Below are 18,282 nucleotides of genomic sequence, written 5' to 3' on the forward strand. Positions count from 1 at the left end.
CCATATGGGAACGCCACCGGGCCACACGGGCGTGAGCACGCAGAATGGGCGGGTGCGCGACGCAGTCACGGCCGCTCGGCGGATCGTCGTCAAGATCGGGTCCTCCTCGTTGACCACCGCCACCGGCGGACTGGCCGACGAGCGGGTCGACGCGCTCGTCGACACCCTGGGCCGGCTCGGCGCCGAGGGACGCGAGGTCGTGCTGGTCTCCTCCGGCGCGATCGCCGCCGGCCTCGCGCCGCTCGGCCTCACCCGACGTCCGCGCGACCTGGCCACCCAGCAGGCCGCCGCCAGCGTCGGCCAAGGGCTCCTGATCGGCAGGTACGCGGCCAGCTTCGCCCGGCACGGTCGCACCGTCGGGCAGGTGCTGCTCACCGTCGACGACGTGGTCCGGCGGGCGCACTACCGCAACGCGTACCGCACTCTGCGCAAACTGCTCGACCTGCGGGCGGTGCCGATCGTCAACGAGAACGACACGGTCGCCACCGAGGAGATCCGGTTCGGCGACAACGACCGGCTGGCCGCCCTGGTGGCCGCCCTGGTGCACGCCGACCTGCTGGTGCTCCTCTCCGACGTGGACGCGCTCTGGACCGGCGACCCGGCCCGTCCGCAGTCGGTACGGATCGCCGAGGTCCGCAGCGAGGAGGACCTCACCGGGATCACCATCGGCGGCGCAGGCCGGTCCGGCGTCGGCACCGGCGGCATGGTGACAAAGGTCGAGGCGGCCCGCATCGCCACCGGCTTCGGCATCCCCGTGGTGCTCACCTCCGCCGACCTGGCCGCGCCGGCGCTGACCGGCGAACCGGTCGGCACGCTGTTCCACCCGCAGCGGCAACGGCCGACGGCTCGGCTGTTCTGGCTGGCCCACGCCACCTCGCCCCGAGGCCGCCTGCACCTGGACCCGGGCGCGGTGGCCGCCGTCGTCGAGCGGCGCAAGTCGCTGCTGCCGGCCGGCATCACCGCCGTGGACGGCACCTTCACCGCCGGCGACCCGGTGGACCTGGTCGACGCCGCCGGCGCTCCGGTAGCCCGTGGCCTGGTCAACTACGACGCGGTGGAGCTGCCCGGCCTGCTCGGCCGCTCCACCTCCGAACTCGCCGCGGCGCTCGGCCCGGCGTACGAACGGGAGGTCGTCCACCGCGACGATCTCGTGCTGCTGTGAACCAGGGACCTTCCCACCATCACCGAGGAGTGCTGGCATGAGTGTCGTGGAGCAGGCGCGACGGGCGCGGGATGCCGCCGCCGAGCTGGCCGTGGCCACGCGTACCGTCAAGGACGCCGCGCTGGTCGCGATGGCCGACGCGCTGGTGGCGCGTACCCCGGAGATCCTCGCCGCGAACGAGGCGGACCTGGCGGCCGGGCGCGAAGCCGGGCTGAGCGCGGCCGTGCTGGACCGACTCGCCCTCGACGCGGGCCGGGTGGCCGGCATCGCCGGCGCGCTGCGTGAGATGGCCGCGCTGCCCGACCCGGTCGGCGAGGTGGTCCGCGGGTCCACCCTCCCCAACGGGCTGGAACTGCGCCAGATCCGGGTGCCGTTCGGGGTGGTCGGCATCATCTACGAGGCACGGCCCAACGTGACGGTGGACGCCGCCGGGATCTGCCTCAAGTCCGGTAACGCGGCGCTGCTGCGCGGGTCGTCGTCGGCCGCGCACTCCAACGCCGCGCTGGTCGCGGTGCTGCGCGACGCGGTCGCCGACGCCGGGCTGCCGGCCGACGCGGTGCAGCTCCTCGACGCCAGCTCCCGCGACTCGGTCAAGGAGCTGATGCGCGCCCGCGGGCTGGTCGACGTGCTCATCCCGCGCGGTGGCGCGTCGCTGATCCGCACCGTGGTCGAGGAGTCGACCGTGCCGGTGATCGAGACCGGGGTGGGCAACTGCCACGTCTACGTCGACGCCGCCGCCGACCTGGCCAAGGCCGTCGCGGTGACGCTGAACGCCAAGACGCAACGCCTGTCCACCTGCAACACCGCCGAGTCGCTGCTGGTGCACAAGGACGTCGCCGACGCGTTCCTGCCGCCGATCCTGGCCGCGTTCGCCGAGGCCGGCGTGACCGTGCACGGCTCCCCCGAGGTGGCCACCCACTCCGCCGCCGTGGTGCCGGCCACCGAGGAGGACTACGCCACCGAATACCTGTCGGCCGACATCTCGGTGGCGGTGGTCGACTCGCTGGACGCGGCGGTCGCGCACATCCGTCGCTTCGGCACCGGGCACACCGAGGCGATCATCACCGACTCGACGACGGCGGCCCGCGAGTTCGTCGCCCGGGTGGACGCGGCGGCGGTGATGGTGAACGCGTCGACCCGGTTCACCGACGGGGGCGAGTTCGGCTTCGGTGCGGAGATCGGCATCTCGACGCAGAAGCTGCACGCCCGCGGCCCGATGGGCCTGCCCGAGTTGACCAGCACCAAGTACGTCGTCACCGGCGACGGCCACCTGCGGTAGGGCGGACCGGCCCGCTCAGGTGGCCGGCGACGGACGGCAGGCCCGGATGGCGGACAGCGTGGAGTGCACGTCGAACTGGTGGCCGTCGTCGCTCTCCCACCCTCCGTCGCTGCGCTGGGTCTCGGCGAGCCGCCGCAGGGCACGCGTCATGACCCAGTCGTGGGCGTCGATGCCAACCCGGCGCAGCGTGGCGGCCAGCCACGCCACGTCGCCCGCCGACATCGTGGCCATCCGTTCGGCGAGCACCACCTGGATTCGCGCCGACTCCTGGAACATGTCCTGGCGGTGCAGTACGGCCGCGCTCAGCCAGCCGGCGGCGAGGAATGACGGCCAGCTCCCGTCCGGGCGCAGCCGCGCGACGATCGACTGGGCCGCGGCCTGCACCACACCGGCGTACGCCCCACCGACCCGGTGGTCGAGCGGACCCGAGGCGCGGGCGTCCAGACCGGCGACGGTGAGCCAGAAGCCGGCGTTGGCGGTGAGGAAGAGTTTGGCCTCGGGGTCGCCGGGTCGGGCCCACTCGGGCGCCGAGCCGGCCAGCGAGAGGTCCTCGTCCCAGCCACCGTCGGCCTGCTGGCGGGACGCCAACCAGTCCAGTGCCCGGCGGGCGGCGGGACGACCCAGCGCGCCGAGGTCGTCCAGCTCGACGAGCCGGAAACAGGTGGCGTCGACCGAGGCGACCTCACCGCCCCAGGTTGCCGGCCAGCCACCGTCGGGCGACTGGCCGACCTCGGCCGCGTCCAACAGCTCGGGCGGTGCCGGCGTGCCGTTGCGCAGCCAGGAGAGGCGCGCGCGTTCCACCGCGTCCCCGTGCGCTACGACGAACCCGATCGCCGCTTCCAAGTCGACCACGGCGGAGACGCTACCTGCGCAGACGCGATCCCGCTTCGGGGAATCGGCCAGCCGGAAATGGCTGCGTCGCTTCGTGGAGAACGCCGTACGGGTTCAGCTGCGTCGATTTAGCCGGTGCCGAGCCGGCCGTGTGCGAGGCCGGCCCGCCGGGGCGCGCTGAAATGCGTCGCTGACGGGCCGGTCAGTACGCGGGCTCTGGGTCAGTACGCGGGCTCTGGGTCAGTACGCGGGCTCTGGGTCAGTACGCGGGCAGTGACGGGTCGATCTGCTTGATCCAGGAGAGCACGCCGCCCTGCACGTGTACGGCGTCCTTGAATCCGGCCGCCTTGAGCGCGGCCAGCGCCTCGGCGGAGCGGACACCGGACTTGCAGTGCAGCACGATCTGCCGGTCCTGCGGCAGCTTCGCGAGGGCCTCGCCGGAGATGATGTCGCCCTTGGGGATCAGGGTGGCGCCGGGGATGCGCACGATCTCGTACTCGGCCGGCTCCCGCACGTCGACGAGGAAGATGTCCTTGCCGGCGTCCTGCCACTCCTTCAGCTCCAGGGCGGTGATGGTCGAGTCGAGCGTCGCCTCCTGGGCCTCGACCGAGACCGCGCCGCAGAAGTCCTCGTAGTCCTCGAGCAGGTCGGTGACGGTCGGGTTCTCACCGCAGAGCACGCAGTTCGGGTCCTTCCGGACCTTGATCTTGCGGTACTCCATCTCCAGGGCGTCGTAGACCATCAGCCGGCCGACCAGGGGCTCGCCGATGCCGGTGAGCAGCTTGATCGCCTCGTTCACCTGGATCGACCCGATCGACGCGCAGAGCACGCCGAGCACGCCACCCTCGGCGCAGGAGGGGACCATGCCGGGCGGCGGCGGCTCCGGGTAGAGGCACCGGTAGCAGGGGCCGTGCTCGGCCCAGAACACGGACGCCTGACCGTCGAAGCGGTAGATCGAACCCCAGACGTACGGCTTGCCGAGCAGCACCGCCGCGTCGTTGACCATGTAGCGGGTGGCGAAGTTGTCGGTGCCGTCGACGATCAGGTCGTACTGGGCGAAGATCTCGCGGACGTTCTCCCGGTCCAACGCGGTGTTGTGGATCTCCACGTTGACCAGCGGGTTGATCTCGCGGATCGACGCGGCGGCGGACTCGGCCTTGGAGCGGCCCACGTCGGACACGCCGTGGATGACCTGGCGCTGGAGGTTGGACTCGTCGACGGTGTCGAAGTCGATGATGCCGAGCGTGCCGACCCCGGCAGCGGCCAGGTACAACAGGGCCGGGGAGCCGAGGCCACCGGCGCCGACGCAGAGCACCCGGGCGTTCTTCAGCCGCTTCTGACCAGCCACCCCGACGTCCGGGATGATCAGGTGGCGTGAGTAGCGGCGGATCTCGTCAACTGTCAGCTCGGCGGCGGGCTCGACGAGCGGGGGCAACGACACGGTGGACTCCCCGGGATCGGCGGTGTGAACCGCGCCATTGTTGCTCGCCGGGGCCCCGCTCGGCCATGAGGGAGGACACGTGGTCCGCGATGCGGGAGCGGGAATAACTCAGGGGACGATGTCGCCCGCGTAGCGACGGCCGTCGAGATAGGGCCAGGCGTTGGCCACACAGCCGCGCAACCCGTACGTCTGCTGCTGCATCACCGGGGCCGGCTCCCCCGGGCCGGGACATGCCTCGTGCTCGGCGCCGAACTCGTGGCCGACCTCGTGGTTGATGACGTAGGTGCGGTACGTCTCCAGCGGCGCGCCGTAGTCGGGCACCGCCTCCTGCCAGCGGGCCAGGTTGATGATGACCCGGCCGGGCAGCCGGCAGGAGGTGTAGCGCTCGGTGGTCAGCCCGCCCTCGGCGCACATCCGCTCGGACGTGACCGGGGTGGCGAGGTAGATGGTGAAGTCGGCGGCCCGGACGTCGGCCACCCGTTGCACCCGCAGCTCGCCGGAGGCGATCCAGCTACGCGGGTCGGCCAGCACCTCGTCCACCCGCTGAGCGAACGCGTCGGCGTCCTGACCGCTGTCGCGCTCGACCACGACGCGGTAACGCCGCAGCGGCCCGTCCTCGCCGTGCACGGCGGTCCCTCCGTCGGCGGCGGTGAACCGTCCCGCGCCGACCGACGGGTAGTCGCTGGGCGGCGCCGGTTGGGCCTCCCCACCGCCCACGCCCATGCCGCCCTGGGTCGGGGTGGGCGGCGCGTCCGTCGGCGGTTCGCCACCCCGCGCCACGGTCACGCCGACGGCTGCGGTGAGGACGAGCAGGCCGCCGAACAGCAGACTGCGGCGGCGGCGTCGGCGCATCCGCACGAGCGTGGGACGCGCGCCCTCGTACGCCGAACCCTCCAACGGGTCGGGAGGGTCGGGCGGGCCGTAAGGGGACGACGGCGTCATGACGTCCAGCCTGCCAGATTATTCGGGCAATTCTCCGCTTTTGCCTTCTATTGCCTTCTATTGCCGCAATACGTCAAGCTATTGCCGCAATACGTCAAGCCGGTTGTCTCAGAGCGCCGGCCCTGCGTAGCGCCGGCCGTCGACGTACGGCCACGGGTTGACCCGGCACCCGTTGAGGAAGAGCGTCTGCTGCATCATCACCGGCGCCGGCCGTCCCGCCCCCGGGCAGCGCTCGTGGTGGTGCCCGAGCTGGTGGCCGACCTCGTGGTTGACCACGTACGTCCGGTAGACCGACAGCGGCACGCGCGCCGAGACGTAGTGCGGCACCGACAACCGCCACCGGTCCAGGTTGATGATCACCTGACCCGGCGCACGGCAGGAGGTGTACGGCCGCCCGTCGACCCGGATGTCCACGCCACCCGCAGCGCACATCCAGCCCGCCGTCGGTCGCCAGGTAGACGGTGAAGTCCCGGGGAGCGTCCCCCGGCACCTGTTGCAACCGCAGCCGACCGCTGTCGACCCAGCTACCCGGCCCGGTGAGCGCCACCTGGACGGCCTGGGCGAACGCGGCGACGTCCTCGTTGCTGCCCGACTCGACCGCCACCCGGTAGCGACGCAGTTCGCCCGCGCGGCCCAGGACCGGGCCGGAGCGGTCGTCGTGACCGAACTGGCCGGTCCCTGCGGTCGGGACCGCACCGGGCATCCGCAGCACCGGCGACGGGCTCGGCGACGCCGCCACCGTGGCGCTCGGCGACGCGTCCAACGACGGCGGTTGCGGTCCCGACAACAGCGGCGGTGGACCGACCTCCCCGGCCGTGAGCCGATCCGGCGGTTCGCCCTGCCCCTCGGCGAGCACGGTGACCGCCACGCCGACAGCCAGCCCCACCGCCACGAGCTGGGCGATCAGTGGGAGGCGTCGGTGGCGGCGAGCAGACCTGAACATCCTGGTCAGCCTGCCAGATCGGACGGCCGAACGGTCTCCTCCTTTTCGGTGAGCAGGCCGACCACCGCACGGGCGACCAGCCGGGGAACCTCCAGCTGCGCCACGTGACCGACACCGTCGAGCATGAGCAGGCGGCTGTCCGGGATGGCCCGGGCGGTCTGCGGTGCGACCCGGACGTCGACCAGCCGGTCCTGCCGGCCCCCCACCACCAGCGTCGGCGCGCGGACCGCGCTGGCGAGTCGCCACAGCGAACCCGGCCCCGGCAGGTACGCCCGCAGAAAGCTGGAGACCAGGCCCCGGAACGTCCGGACGTACGCGGCCGCGTAGTGCTCCGCCTCGTACCGCACCCGGATCTCCTCCAACGCCTCGGCCCGGCGCTGCGCGCAGATGCGGCTCAGATCGGCGACGCACGCCTCCAGCACCTGCTCGGCCATCACCTCCGGGGCGAGCTGGGTGAGCCGCCGGGCGACCAGCCGTTCACCCCCCGGAATGGCCAGGACCGGCAGCATCCTGCCCTGCAACGACCGCCGGAAGTCCAGGAACGGCAGCGCCGGAGAGATCAGGGTGAGGGTACGGACCAGGTCCGGACGCAGCCCCGCCACCTGGACCGAGACCGCGCCACCCAGCGAGTTGCCGAGCAGGTGGACCGGTCCCCGGCCGGAGTGCTCGATCCACCGGATGACCAGGTCGGCGAAGGCCGGGATCGTGTAGCGCCGGCCCGGCTCGCTGCGACCGAACCCGGGCAGGTCGATGGCCTGGCCGGCCAACCGGTCGGCGAGCAACCCGGCCAGGTCGGTCCAGTTCTGCGACGAACCACCGAGCCCGTGCACGAACAGCGCCGGCTCCGCGTCCACCGCCGTCGCCGGGGTGTCCCGCACGTACGTGACAGTGCCGTCGAGGCTGACCTCCCGGCCCGGCCACGGCGGCGGCACACCGGTGTCGCGAAGGAGATGGTCCGGCCAGAGGGTGGCGCGCTTCATCCTCCCAGTCTGCCTCGCACCACTCAGGACAGCAGCGCCTCCAGCCGACGGTTGACCGCCGCCAGCGTGGCCCGGACCACGGCCTGCCGCGGGTCGCCGGCCACCAGGGCCGAGCCGACGAGCTGCTCGACCCAGCCGTCGCACACCAGCAGCACCACCACGGTGGCCACCTCGCAGTTGCCGAACGGCACCACGGCCGCGTGCTCCACGAAGCAGCGACCACGCTCGGCGTTCTCTCCGCCGCGCAGCAGCTCGTCCACGGCGGCGGCCGCGGCCACCGCGCAGAGACGCAGCACGTAACCGTCCACCGCCGGCCCGGTCGCGTACCCGGCGGCGTTGTCGTCGCCGGCCAGCAGCCGCACCTCCACGTTGGCGTCCAGACCGAGGGTGCTGACCTGCACGTGGTCGATGACCACGCGCGGACCCGGCGCGCCGCCGGTGTCCAGAGGTCGGGAGGGTGCCGACTCCGTCGTGGTCACCTGACCACCGGAGTACGACGTACCGACCGTCGCCGGGCTGCCGGTGGCTCCGCCAGCGGGTACGCCCGAGACCGAACCGGGCTCCTCGACCGTGGCACGGCCCCGGTGCGGGGCGGCCGTGCGCCGCGGACGTGCGGCATCCGAGCCGGTCCACCGCTCGGGGCCCGCCGGTACGGCCTCCGCGGAGCCCCCACCGGATCGTCCGATCGTGGGCGCCTCGGCGGCGCGCGACTCCGCGCCGGTGTTGCGCGGTTCGGCGGGTCGGGCCTCGGCGGAGCGCGCGTTGGCGGATTTCGCGCCGGCCGGTCGGGGTTCGGCGGAGCGCGGCTCGCCGGCGCGGCGACGGACCGGCGGCGGCACCGGCGTGGTGGGCAGGCCGGGCACGTTCTGCGGGGCGGCGGCGAGGCCCATCCGTTCCTGGAGCAGCCGGGCGACCTGTCGACTCACCTCGGCCGGATCCGCGCCGTCAGCCAGGTCCAGCCGGAGGCTGTGCGCACCCGCCGGGGTACGGCGCAGCGCCGCGTCCCGGACGCCGGCCACCTCCCGGACCGCGTCCAGGATGGCATTGACGTCGAATCCCTCGGGACGCTCCCGCAACGGAGCGGGCTCGTCGTCGCGGCGCAGGTGGGTGGCGATGCGAGCGAGCTCGGGGGTTTCGGCGGGTGGCTCCACGGCTGGCGGCTCCGGCACAACGGGCACGTCCGGTTCTGCGGGGACGCGCTGCGGCAGCACCGCCGGCGTGTCGGGCCGTCGACCGCTGGCGGCGGGGTCGGCCGGCGACCCCGGGTCGGGGGCGGATCGGCGCGCCGCGTAGGGAGGGGCGGACGCGGGTGACGGCCGGTCGTGGCGGCCGGGACCGCCGGTGGCGGAGGCCGGACCGGCCGAGTGGGGTGGGGTGCCGGCGGTGGAGGGACCGGCCGCCGTCGGGGCGGTACGGGCCGGCCCGGCGGTCGAAGGGTCAGGCGGCTCGGGGGTCGCCGGCCGGAGCCGGAACGGCCCGGTTGGCCGGACCGGGCCGGTCGACTCGCCGGCGTCGCTCGATCGATCGGGGCTCGCCGGCCGGGTGGCCGGCCAGGACGGGCGATCGGACGGCCCGGCTGCCGGGATGCGCCCCTCGGACCAGTCGGGTCGCTCGGTGGCCGCGTTCGCCACGGGTGGTGGCGAGCCACCGGCCCAGGAGGGCGGCTCGGCCGCCGGACGCACCGGTGCCGCTGGTGACGGCGTGACCTGCGGCGGCGCATCCGCCACCTTCGCTGGTGGGCCGGCGGGCGCCGGTGGCGGATCGACCGGCGTTGACGGATCGACCGGGCCAGCCCAGGACGGGTGCGGACTCGCAGGCGTGCCGCCGGAGGCCGGGTCGCCGGCCCAGGACGGGCGCGACGGCGGGAAGCTGGTCGGCGCGGGGGCCGACTCGCCGGCCCAGGAGGGGCGCGGCGGCGGGAGGGCCGATGCCGGACCGGCCCAGGACGGCCGCTCGACGGCCGGCGGACCACTGGTCGGCGCCGAACCCCCCGCCCAGGACGGACGCTCGACAGCCGGCGGCGCGGCGCGCAGGGGCACGGGCGGGCCGCTGGTCGGGGCGGGGTCCGCGCCACCCGCGCGGGGTGACGGGTCGGTCGGCGCGCCGGTCGAGGCCGGCGCGGCCCACGACGGTCGGGCCGCGGGAAGCGCGCCGGCCGGCTCGGGCGTCGGCCCGCCCGCCCAGGAGGGCCGCTCGGCCGGCTCGGGCGTCGGCCCGCCCGCCCAGGAGGGCCGCTCGGCCGGCTCGGGCCGGGAGGCTTCCGGCGGCCCGCTGGTCGGGGTCGGGACCGGACGCTCACCGGCCCAGGACGGGCGCATGGGCCGGTCGCGATCGGGGGCCGCTTCGGCATCGGGGGCGGCGTCGTACGGGTGGGTCGGCTCGGCGTCATACGGGTGGGTCGGCTCGGCGGACAGCGGCTCGTACGGGCGGGTCGGCTCGGCACGCACCGGCTCGTACGGCACGCTGGGCTCGGCGACCCAACCCGGCACGGACTCGTCCCGCGTCGACCGGTCGGCCGGCTCGCCGTCCTGACGGGACCAGGGTGGCGCCCACCCGCTGCCCCAGCTCGGACGGTTCCAGCTGGGCCCGGACCAGTCCGGCTCGATGGAGGAGGACTCGCCGGCGCGGCGCGCGTCCCCGGCGGGGCGCTCCGGCTCGGGGTCGTCGCCGCGTCCCGACTCGGCAGACGCCTCCGGCGCGAGGGCTTCCGGCCGGGTGCGCGGCACGGCCGGCGGGTCGTCGACGGCCGACCGGTCGCCGGTGGGCGCGCGGAGGCCGGATGGCACCTCGAAGCCTGAGGCGGCCGTGCCGACGGGCGGCACCTGGATGGACGCCGTGCCGGGCACACCGGGCTCGGCCCAGCGGGCGCCGTGCGGCGCGGCGGGGTCGGCGGTCAGGTGCCGGGCCCGGCCGGCGTCGGCATCCCCCGACCCCTGTTCCGTGGGCGGCGCGGGGCGCTGGGCCGGCACCGCGAGGCGACCGGCACCCAGGTCGGGCCGGTCTTCGGCGGTCCGCCCCGGGGGCGCGCTCACCGGCGTCTGGCGACCGGACGACGACCCGACGCCGAGCACCTCAGCGTCCTCGTGGTGGACCCCGCTGACCTCGCCGTCACCGTCGACCTCGGCATGGTGGACGCCGTTGGTGTGGTTGCCGTTGACCCGGGCCTGCCGCTCGGAGTCCCCGTTCAGTCCGGCTAGAGGGACCGGCAGGTCACCGTGCCTCGTGGAGGCGGTGCGCCAGGCGGACGCGGGCTGCCATCGTGGCGCCTGTTCCCCGACCGTTTCGCGCTCGCCGGACGGGGACCACCCGCCCGTCGAGGGCGCCCACCCGCCGCTGGAACGGCCCGGGTCGTCGTGCTGACCCGCTCCGTCACCGTGCTCTCCCGGGGTGGCGGCTCCGGGTTGCCCTGTTTCACTCACCGCGCGCTCCTTGGTCGCCCTCGCTGAGGCTACCGTGTGGGGAGAGTGGCGATAAGTTACAGCGGCGGGCCAATTCCACGACGCGGTCGGGGGCCGCCCCGGTCTGGGGGGAAAATGCCGGCTCGTACGGAGAACTCGGAGGATCCCATGACCGCTGTGGGGAACGGCGCACAGACCGCTGGCAGGCCCACGCGCCTGCCCCGCTCGGCGCGTCGCAAACAGCTGCTCGCGGCGGCGCAGGAGGTGTTCGTCGCGCAGGGCTACCACGCTGCGGCGATGGACGACATCGCCGAGCGGGCCGGGGTCTCCAAGCCGGTGCTCTACCAACACTTCCCCGGGAAGATGGATCTCTACCTGGCACTGTTGGACACCCACTGTGACGCCATCGTCGCCCAGGTGCAGGAGGCGATGCGGGGCACCAGCGACAACAAGGAACGGGTCAGCGCCTCAGTGCGCGCGTACTTCGACTTCGTCGACCACGAGAGCGAGGCGTTCCGCCTCGTCTTCGAGTCGGACCTGCGCAACGACCCGGCGGTACGGCAGCGGGTCGAGCGGGTCGAGCAGGGCTGCATCGCGGCGATCACCGACACCATCATCTCCGACACCGGCGTGAGCCGGTCGCACGCCGAACTGCTCGCCTCCGGGCTGGTCGGCGCGGCGGAGACGGCCGCGCAGTTCTGGCTGGCCGGCGGCCGGCAGGTACCGAAGGCCGAGGCCGAGGCGCTGGTCGCGGCGCTGTCGTGGCGGGGCATCGCGAGCTTCCCGCTGCAAGGTGAGTCAGCCTGACCGCCGCCCCCGTGATCGGATAGCCTTCGCAGGGCGGTTATCGCCCCAGTTGAGGAGGCACAGTGGAGGTCAAGATCGGCGTGCAGTACGCGCCGCGCGAGCTGGTTCTGGACAGCGCGCAGTCGCCGGCCGAGATCGAGCAGATCGTGACCGACGCCTTCGCCGGTAACGGCGGCACGCTCTCCCTGACCGACGAGAAGGGCCGGCGGGTCATCGTTCCGGTCGAGAAGGTCGCCTACGTCGAGATCGCCGAGGCGTCCCCCCGAGCGGTCGGTTTCACCGTCCGCTGACCGGTCCGGCCGCTGCGGCAGGTCGGCGTCGGGCCACCTGCCGCAGGCCGGCACCGCGTACCGCGTCCGAGGGATGGGCGCTCAGTTGTTCAGCCCGACAGCGGCCATTCGCGCGGTGTGCGCGCTGAGCCGTATGAAGAGTCCCGCCGGCCGTCCTGCACGATCAACGCGGTGCGGGTGGCGCGTTCAGCGGCGACGCGACCGGCTCGGGACAGCGCCTCGCCGACCAGCCGCCGGGCTCACGTGGAGAGCCGGCCGGCCACCCGGGTCGTCGGCGACGGTCACCCGGATCTCGACCACGGCGACGGTCACCCGGATCTCGACCACGGCGACGGTCACCCGGATCTCGACGACGGCGAATTCCGCGTACCGAGAGTCGTGCAGCACGTCGAGCACCAGCGCCCAGTCGGGCTCGTCCACCGCGTCGCATGTGAGGCAGGTCACAATCGGTTGCCCCGCGTGGCGGCTGGCCGACCGGGAATCGGGACGTTCACTTACCTGTTCGGGTAGCATAGAGCAGTTGCCGTGGGCGCCGATCTGATCGACGTTCAGCCCGCGGCGCGCGTGCGGCCCGGTCCGGCTCGGCAGTCTGCCCCCGACCGTGTGGCCCGCGTCATACCGACCGCGCCCTGAGGACATGACGGGGCGCACCCACGAGAGGGCACCCCCACATCCACATGAGCGAGCTGACTCAAGATCTGATGGACGGCCAGGAACTGGCCCCCACCGCCCCGGTCCGACCGGAGGCACCCACCTTCGCCGCCCTCGGCGCCCGCGAGGAGACCGTCGAGGCGCTGGCCGCGGCCGGCATCACCCGCGCGTTCGCCATCCAGGAGTACGCGATCCCGATCGCGCTGCGCGGCGTCGACCTCATCGGCCAGGCGCCCACCGGCACCGGCAAGACCCTCGGCTTCGGCGTACCGCTGCTGGAGCGGGTCTTCGCACCGAGCGAGGGCAGCGACGGCGTCCCCCAGGCGCTGGTCGTCGTCCCCACCCGTGAGCTGGGCATCCAGGTCGCCAAGGATCTGGCCGCCGCCGGCCGGACGCGCGGTGTCCGCGTACTGCCGATCTACGGCGGCGTGGCGTACGAGCCGCAGATCGACGCGCTGCGCAAGGGCGTCGAAATCCTGGTCGGCACTCCCGGCCGACTGATGGACCTCCAGAAGCAGAAGCACCTGCGCCTCGACCGGGTGCACGCGCTCGTCCTCGACGAAGCCGACCGCATGCTCGACCTGGGTTTCCTCGACGACGTCGAGAAGATCCTGGCGATGCTCCCCGAGGACCGGCAGACGATGCTCTTCTCGGCGACCATGCCGGACCCGATCGTCACGCTGTCCCGGCGCTTCCTGCGCCAGCCGATGACGATCCACGCCGGGCACACCGCCGAGACCGGGCCGTCGCCGCAGACCCAGCAGCTGGTCTACCGCACCCACTCGATGAACAAGGTCGAGGTGGTGGCGCGCATCCTCCAGGCCGAGGGGCGTGGGCTGACCATGATCTTCACCCGCACCAAGCGGGCCGCCGACCGGGTCGCCGAGGATCTCGACTTCCGTGGCTTCGCGGTCGCCGCGGTGCATGGTGACCTCGGCCAGGGCGCCCGGGAGCGGGCCCTGCGTGCCTTCCGCGCCGGCAAGATCGACATCCTGGTCGCCACCGACGTCGCGGCCCGGGGCCTGGACGTCACCGGCGTCACCCACGTCATCAACTACGACTGCCCGGAAGACCAGGACACCTACACCCACCGCATCGGTCGTACCGGGCGGGCCGGGGCGACCGGCGTCGCGGTGACCTTCGTCGACTGGGACGACATGCCGCGCTGGCGGATCATCGACAAGACCCTCGGTCTGGAGATGCCCGAGCCGCCGGAGACGTACCACACCTCCCCGCACCTCTACACCGACCTGCACGTCTCGACCGAGGTCAGCGGCACCCTGCCCACCGCCGAGCGGACGCGCGCCGGGTTGTCCGCCGAGATCGAGGAAGACCTGGGCGGCACGACGCGCTCCCGCCGCGGTGACAGCGGTGGCCGGGGCTCGCGACGCGGTGAGAGCCGCGGCGAGGGCCCGGGCGAGGGCCGGGGCGAGCGCCGTGGTCGGGGCGACGGTCGCCGGGACCGCACCGACGCCGGCACACCGGCCGCCGAGGCACCCGCGGACGCCGCTGGCGACGAGGGCACCCGCACCCCGCGCCGCCGGCGTCGCCGCCGGGCCGGCGAGACGGTGACCGGTGAGCCGACCGCTGTGATCACGGCCGACGCAGCGCCGGTCGAGTCGGCCGACGCCGCCGAGGGCGAGGCGTCGAAGCCGCGCCGCCGCCGGCGCCGTCGTGGTGGCGGTTCCGGCGCGGGTACGCCGGCCGAGGCGACCGCGGACTGACGCAACGAGAGCCATCCGACATCCCCCGCACCGCCTGAGCGCGGTACGGGGGATGTCGCTTCTCCCCACCCCACCTGCCGAAGATGGAACGATGCCGGAACCATTGGATGCCGCCCTCACCGAGGTCCGTGACCTGCTGCTCGATCCCGCGCTGACCCGGGCGGTCGCCGCCGGGCGTCGCCGCAAACACCGTCCTGCGGTCGTGCGGGCCGAGCTGCGTCCGGTGACGCTCAAGGCGGGCACGCGGCTGCAGATCGCCACCTCCGACGGCGTACGCCCGTACACCCGCAACGTCGCCCCCGGTCCTGAAGCCGCTGCGGCGGTCGACGAGCTGCTGGCCGAACCCTTCGGCAACTGGCACGTGGAGACGGCCGACGCGACGCTCCAGCTACGGGTGACCAAGTCCGGCGAGGCGCAGGTGCACCGCGCGGCGACGGCGCGACCGGCGGCAAAGCCGGGCGGAAACGACCGGGCCAAGGAGTACCTGCTCGATCCGGGCGACCCGATCTTCGCCGAGATCGGCGGCTCGGCGGCCAAACGTCGCCAGGTCGACGCGTTCCTGCGCGCCTTGGCGGCGACCCTGCCCGACGATCTGACCGGCCCGCTGCGGGTGGTCGACCTGGGCTGCGGCAACGCCTACCTGACCTTCGCCGCCTACCGTTACCTGGCGAGCCGGGGGCTCGATGTGGAGCTGGTCGGCGTGGACGTCCGGGAGGACCAGCGCCGACGCAACACCGAACTGGCGCAGCGACTGGGCTGGGCCGACAAGGTCAGCTTCGTCGCCGGCACGATCGCCGAGGCCGTCGTCGACCCCTCTCCGGACCTGGTGCTGGCGCTGCACGCCTGTGACACCGCCACCGACGAGGCGCTGGCCCGCGCGGTGCGCTGGCAGGCCCGCTGGGTGCTCGCCGCGCCCTGCTGTCACCACGATCTCGCCAAGCAGCTACGCGCCGCGCCCGCCCCGGCACCGTACGAGCTGTTGACGCGGCAGGGCATCCTGCGCGAGCGCTTCGCCGATGTGCTCACCGACGCGCTGCGCGCCGGGTTACTGCGGGCGCACGGGTACCGGACCGAGGTGGTGGAGTTCGTCGACTCCCAGCACACGCCCCGCAACCTGCTGATCCGCGCCCGCCGCACCGGCGTCGTCGACCCGCGGCACGCGGACTACCGCGAGCTTGTCGACCAGTGGCAGGTCACGCCCCGGCTGGAGGCCCTGCTGGCCGCCGACGAGCAGCCCGCCGGCCGGTCGTAGCGCTAGCGCCGGCGGTCGGTGTTGCCGCCCCGGTCCCGGCTGCCGGAACGATCGAAGACCGACACCCGGTCCCCGATGTGCCGCATCGCGCGGTCGTCCTCGACCGGGCTGCTCGGGAAGGGCACCACCTTGCCCGAACTGTCGGCGTTGCCGGCAGCGGTGAACGCGTTCCAGGAGATGTCGACGAGCAGTTTCTTCGTCTCGGCGTGCCGGACGGCCGCGTTGTGCTGCAACGCCATTCGCGCACCCAGGACCACGGCGACCAGCGTGGTGGTGATCGCGCCGGTGGCGGCCAGCACGTGGGCGCCGGTCGCCGCATCGGTACGGAGCACCAGGACCAGCAGCCAGGTCCAGAACCCAACGGCGAAGACGCCAGCCTTGACGACGAAGAAGAGGCTCACCGCACCGGGCTGGTACGGCTGCGGACGGCGCGATTCGGCCATGGTGCTCCTCGGCGGTGGTCCAGGCGAACGCGGCAGGCGCGCGTGCGCCGTGCCGGGACGGGCACCGAGCTTAGTGGACGAACGATGATGATCGCTCGGTACCGGTCCGAATACTGCCCGAGGTGGAGTCTCATCCGTGGGACAGTTTGTGCGGTCAGTCAGTGGTTTCCGATCCTCGGCGTACTACGCTCGGGGGCGCATCTTCCCAGTGCTCGGCCGGGAGGGAAAGACATACCGGAATGGGTTCCGCAGACGTAACACCGCAGATGGCGTTCGCCCGCTTCGTCCGGCGGGCCATCGACGACGCCCGCGAAGAGCGCGGGTGGACCGTGACCGATCTTGCCGCGCACACGGGCGTGGGCCGCTCCACCGTGTTTCGTTGGCTCGCCGGTGACTGGCAGGACTATCCCGAACTGGCCAAGGTACGCGGCTTCTGCGCCGCGCTGGACCTGCCGGTGGCGGCCGCGTTCCGCGCGCTCGGACTGCCCGACGCGGGCCCGGCGCCCCGACGGCGCGGGGACGACGGCCCGGTCGACGCCGATGTCCGCGCCATCCTGGACCGGCTGGCCGACCCCACCGTCCCGGCCGAGGAGAAGCACCACATCCGCGACCTGCTCCGCTACCTGGCCCGCCGCCCCACCCGCCCCACCCGCCGCGCCGGCTAACCCCTGCTACGCCGGCCACCCCCCCTGCCGCGCGCGTTGATCATGAGGTTATCGCCGCGACACGCCGACGCGAGCAGCAATAACCTCATGATCAACCCAGCGGGGGCGGGCTACGGGACGGTCAGGGTCAGTTCGGCGGTGTGGACCTTGCTGGCTACCTGGAAGTCCAGGTACAGGCGGTAGCGGCCGGGACCGGGGATCGTCAGCCAGAACTTGACCTGGCCGTCGGCCAACTCGGGCTCGGGGTGCACGTGCAGGTAGCCGAGGTCGCCCTCGCGCAGCGCCACCAGGTGCCCGTACGCGCCGAGGTAGCGCTCCAGCACCGCGCCACCGTCCGGGCCGTCGACCCGGAAGTTCAGCGGCACCGTCACCCCTGCCTGCGGTCTGCCCTGGTAGCCGGCCGTGAACCCGTCCACCGCCGTCGAGGTCGCCGGCGCGGGCAGCGGACGCGGCTGGTACGAACCCGGCACGACCAGGTCCACGCCGAGGGTCGCGGTGCTCTGGCCGCCGCTGTCGGCGACCGCCGTGAAGTCCGCGTACGCCCGCCAGACACCGGGCTGTGCGAGAGTCACCGGCACCGACCAGGTGCCGTCCGGCGTCATGATCGGATGCAGGTGCTGGTAGCCGGTCAGGTCCCGACGGACCACGATGACGTGCATCGGCTTGTCGTGCACGACGGCGAAGCGGGTGACCGGCCGGCGTTGCGCGTCGCGTACCTGAAAGCGCAGTTGCCCGGGGCGTCCGGCCGGGAACTCGGTGGCCAGTGGCACGAGCGTGTATCCGCCCGAGCTGACCGACAGACCACCGGCCTCGGTGGCCGCGCCCTGGTCGGCGCCCGCGACGGACCCGTGGTCGTGTGCCGCCGTGCCCGCCGGGTGGGTGTGATCGGGGGTCAGGGCCGTGCCGCCGGTGGTGCCGCCGCCGGCGCTGGTGCCGCCGTTCAGGCGACCTAGGCCGAAGCCGAGCAGGACGGCGAGCACCAGCCCGCCCACCACCAGCGCCAACCGGACCGTGCTCCGGTCCGGCACGCCGACAACGCTACGGTCCGGGACGGCGGCCTGGTCCGACACGACGGCACCCCCGCCCGACCCGGCCACGCCAGCCTGGTCCGACACGACGGCACCCCCGCCCGACCCGGCCACGCCAGCCTGGTCAGGCACCGCCGGCGTCCAGCTCGTAGCCGGCTTCGTCGACGGCCGCCCGCACCGAGTCGTCGGGCAGCGGCGCGGCGCTGGTCACCGTGGCGGTGCCGGTGGCCAGGTCGACCTTGACCTGCCGCACGCCGGGCAGCGCGGACAGCTCGTCGGTGACCGCACTCACGCAGTGCGCGCAGGTCATGCCGGTGACGGCGTACACGCGGGTGACGAGCTGCTGGTCGGTCATCCCGCCACCGTACCGCCGCGCCCGGCCGGTTCCGGTCGACGCCGGGACAGCGTGGCGGCCGTCGCAATCTGCCCGCCCCGGGAACTCTCCG

At 73.7% G+C, this 18,282-nt stretch carries 16 protein-coding genes and 1 pseudogene; 7 read left to right on the plus strand and 10 right to left on the minus strand.

The genetic code is table 11. The features are described from left to right. Positions 1-4: 4 nt before the first annotated feature. The gene (gene proB / locus ACLQ24_RS03610) at positions 5-1,162 is read left to right on the plus strand and encodes a glutamate 5-kinase (protein WP_425888965.1); all 1,158 of its coding nucleotides are present in this window, start codon (positions 5-7) and stop codon (positions 1,160-1,162) included. Positions 1,163-1,199: 37 nt separating this feature from the next. Next, on the plus strand, positions 1,200-2,441 hold the full coding sequence (locus ACLQ24_RS03615; protein WP_425888966.1) for a glutamate-5-semialdehyde dehydrogenase: 1,242 nt from the start codon (positions 1,200-1,202) through the stop codon (positions 2,439-2,441). A 15-nt stretch (positions 2,442-2,456) separates the two neighbouring features. Here the strand turns inward: ACLQ24_RS03615 and ACLQ24_RS03620 are convergent, their stop codons facing one another. The 6 genes and pseudogenes from ACLQ24_RS03620 to ACLQ24_RS03645 all read right to left on the minus strand — a co-directional run bounded on the left by ACLQ24_RS03620 (position 2,457) and on the right by ACLQ24_RS03645 (position 9,617). Further along, positions 2,457-3,344: a prenyltransferase/squalene oxidase repeat-containing protein gene (locus tag ACLQ24_RS03620; protein WP_425889007.1), complete on the minus strand. Its 888-nt coding sequence runs from the start codon at positions 3,342-3,344 to the stop codon at positions 2,457-2,459. 187 nt (positions 3,345-3,531) lie between these two features. Beyond that, a complete protein-coding gene (moeZ, locus tag ACLQ24_RS03625; RefSeq protein WP_425888967.1) occupies positions 3,532-4,713 on the minus strand; it encodes an adenylyltransferase/sulfurtransferase MoeZ in 1,182 nt (393 codons plus the stop codon). 108 nt (positions 4,714-4,821) lie between these two features. Further along, on the minus strand, positions 4,822-5,655 hold the full coding sequence (locus ACLQ24_RS03630) for a DUF3152 domain-containing protein (RefSeq protein ID WP_425888968.1): 834 nt from the start codon (positions 5,653-5,655) through the stop codon (positions 4,822-4,824). Between the two features lie 108 nt (positions 5,656-5,763). After that, a pseudogene (locus ACLQ24_RS03635) lies at positions 5,764-6,598 on the minus strand (DUF3152 domain-containing protein). 5 nt (positions 6,599-6,603) lie between these two features. Continuing rightward, complete coding sequence (locus tag ACLQ24_RS03640) at positions 6,604-7,578, minus strand: alpha/beta fold hydrolase (RefSeq protein WP_425888969.1); 975 nt, start codon at positions 7,576-7,578, stop codon at positions 6,604-6,606. Positions 7,579-7,601: 23 nt separating this feature from the next. Beyond that, entirely contained in the window at positions 7,602-9,617 is a 2,016-nt protein-coding gene (locus tag ACLQ24_RS03645; RefSeq protein ID WP_425889008.1) for a hypothetical protein, read from the minus strand. A 1,527-nt stretch (positions 9,618-11,144) separates the two neighbouring features. On the opposite strand from ACLQ24_RS03645, the gene ACLQ24_RS03650 reads away from it, so the two are divergent. Continuing rightward, on the plus strand, positions 11,145-11,783 hold the full coding sequence (locus ACLQ24_RS03650) for a TetR/AcrR family transcriptional regulator (RefSeq protein WP_355053367.1): 639 nt from the start codon (positions 11,145-11,147) through the stop codon (positions 11,781-11,783). Positions 11,784-11,845: 62 nt separating this feature from the next. Continuing rightward, positions 11,846-12,073, plus strand: a complete 228-nt coding sequence (locus ACLQ24_RS03655) for a DUF3107 domain-containing protein (RefSeq protein WP_030329796.1) — start codon at positions 11,846-11,848, stop codon at positions 12,071-12,073. Between the two features lie 186 nt (positions 12,074-12,259). On the opposite strand, the gene ACLQ24_RS03660 is transcribed toward ACLQ24_RS03655, so the two are convergent. Then, a complete protein-coding gene (locus ACLQ24_RS03660) occupies positions 12,260-12,493 on the minus strand; it encodes a hypothetical protein (RefSeq protein WP_425888970.1) in 234 nt (77 codons plus the stop codon). Between the two features lie 257 nt (positions 12,494-12,750). Between ACLQ24_RS03660 and ACLQ24_RS03665 the strand changes: the two genes are divergently transcribed. Further along, complete coding sequence (locus ACLQ24_RS03665) at positions 12,751-14,448, plus strand: DEAD/DEAH box helicase (protein WP_425888971.1); 1,698 nt, start codon at positions 12,751-12,753, stop codon at positions 14,446-14,448. Between the two features lie 91 nt (positions 14,449-14,539). Further along, positions 14,540-15,700 (plus strand): class I SAM-dependent methyltransferase, encoded by a 1,161-nt coding sequence (locus ACLQ24_RS03670; protein ID WP_425888972.1) that lies wholly within the window; start codon positions 14,540-14,542, stop codon positions 15,698-15,700. Between the two features lie 2 nt (positions 15,701-15,702). Here the strand turns inward: ACLQ24_RS03670 and ACLQ24_RS03675 are convergent, their stop codons facing one another. Continuing rightward, positions 15,703-16,143, minus strand: a complete 441-nt coding sequence (locus ACLQ24_RS03675) for a hypothetical protein (RefSeq protein ID WP_425888973.1) — start codon at positions 16,141-16,143, stop codon at positions 15,703-15,705. Positions 16,144-16,382: 239 nt separating this feature from the next. On the opposite strand from ACLQ24_RS03675, the gene ACLQ24_RS03680 reads away from it, so the two are divergent. After that, positions 16,383-16,808, plus strand: coding sequence for a helix-turn-helix domain-containing protein (locus tag ACLQ24_RS03680; RefSeq protein WP_425888974.1), 426 nt, complete (start codon positions 16,383-16,385; stop codon positions 16,806-16,808). A gap of 110 nt (positions 16,809-16,918) precedes the next feature. On the opposite strand, the gene ACLQ24_RS03685 is transcribed toward ACLQ24_RS03680, so the two are convergent. Both ACLQ24_RS03685 and ACLQ24_RS03690 read right to left on the minus strand, forming a co-directional pair. Continuing rightward, a complete protein-coding gene (locus ACLQ24_RS03685; RefSeq protein ID WP_425888975.1) occupies positions 16,919-17,923 on the minus strand; it encodes a hypothetical protein in 1,005 nt (334 codons plus the stop codon). 37 nt (positions 17,924-17,960) lie between these two features. Next, a complete protein-coding gene (locus tag ACLQ24_RS03690) occupies positions 17,961-18,191 on the minus strand; it encodes a heavy-metal-associated domain-containing protein (RefSeq protein WP_425888976.1) in 231 nt (76 codons plus the stop codon). Positions 18,192-18,282 lie beyond the last annotated feature (91 nt).

Source organism: Micromonospora sp. DT4, assembly GCF_049841675.1.
Classification (GTDB): Bacteria; Actinomycetota; Actinomycetes; order Mycobacteriales; family Micromonosporaceae; genus Micromonospora.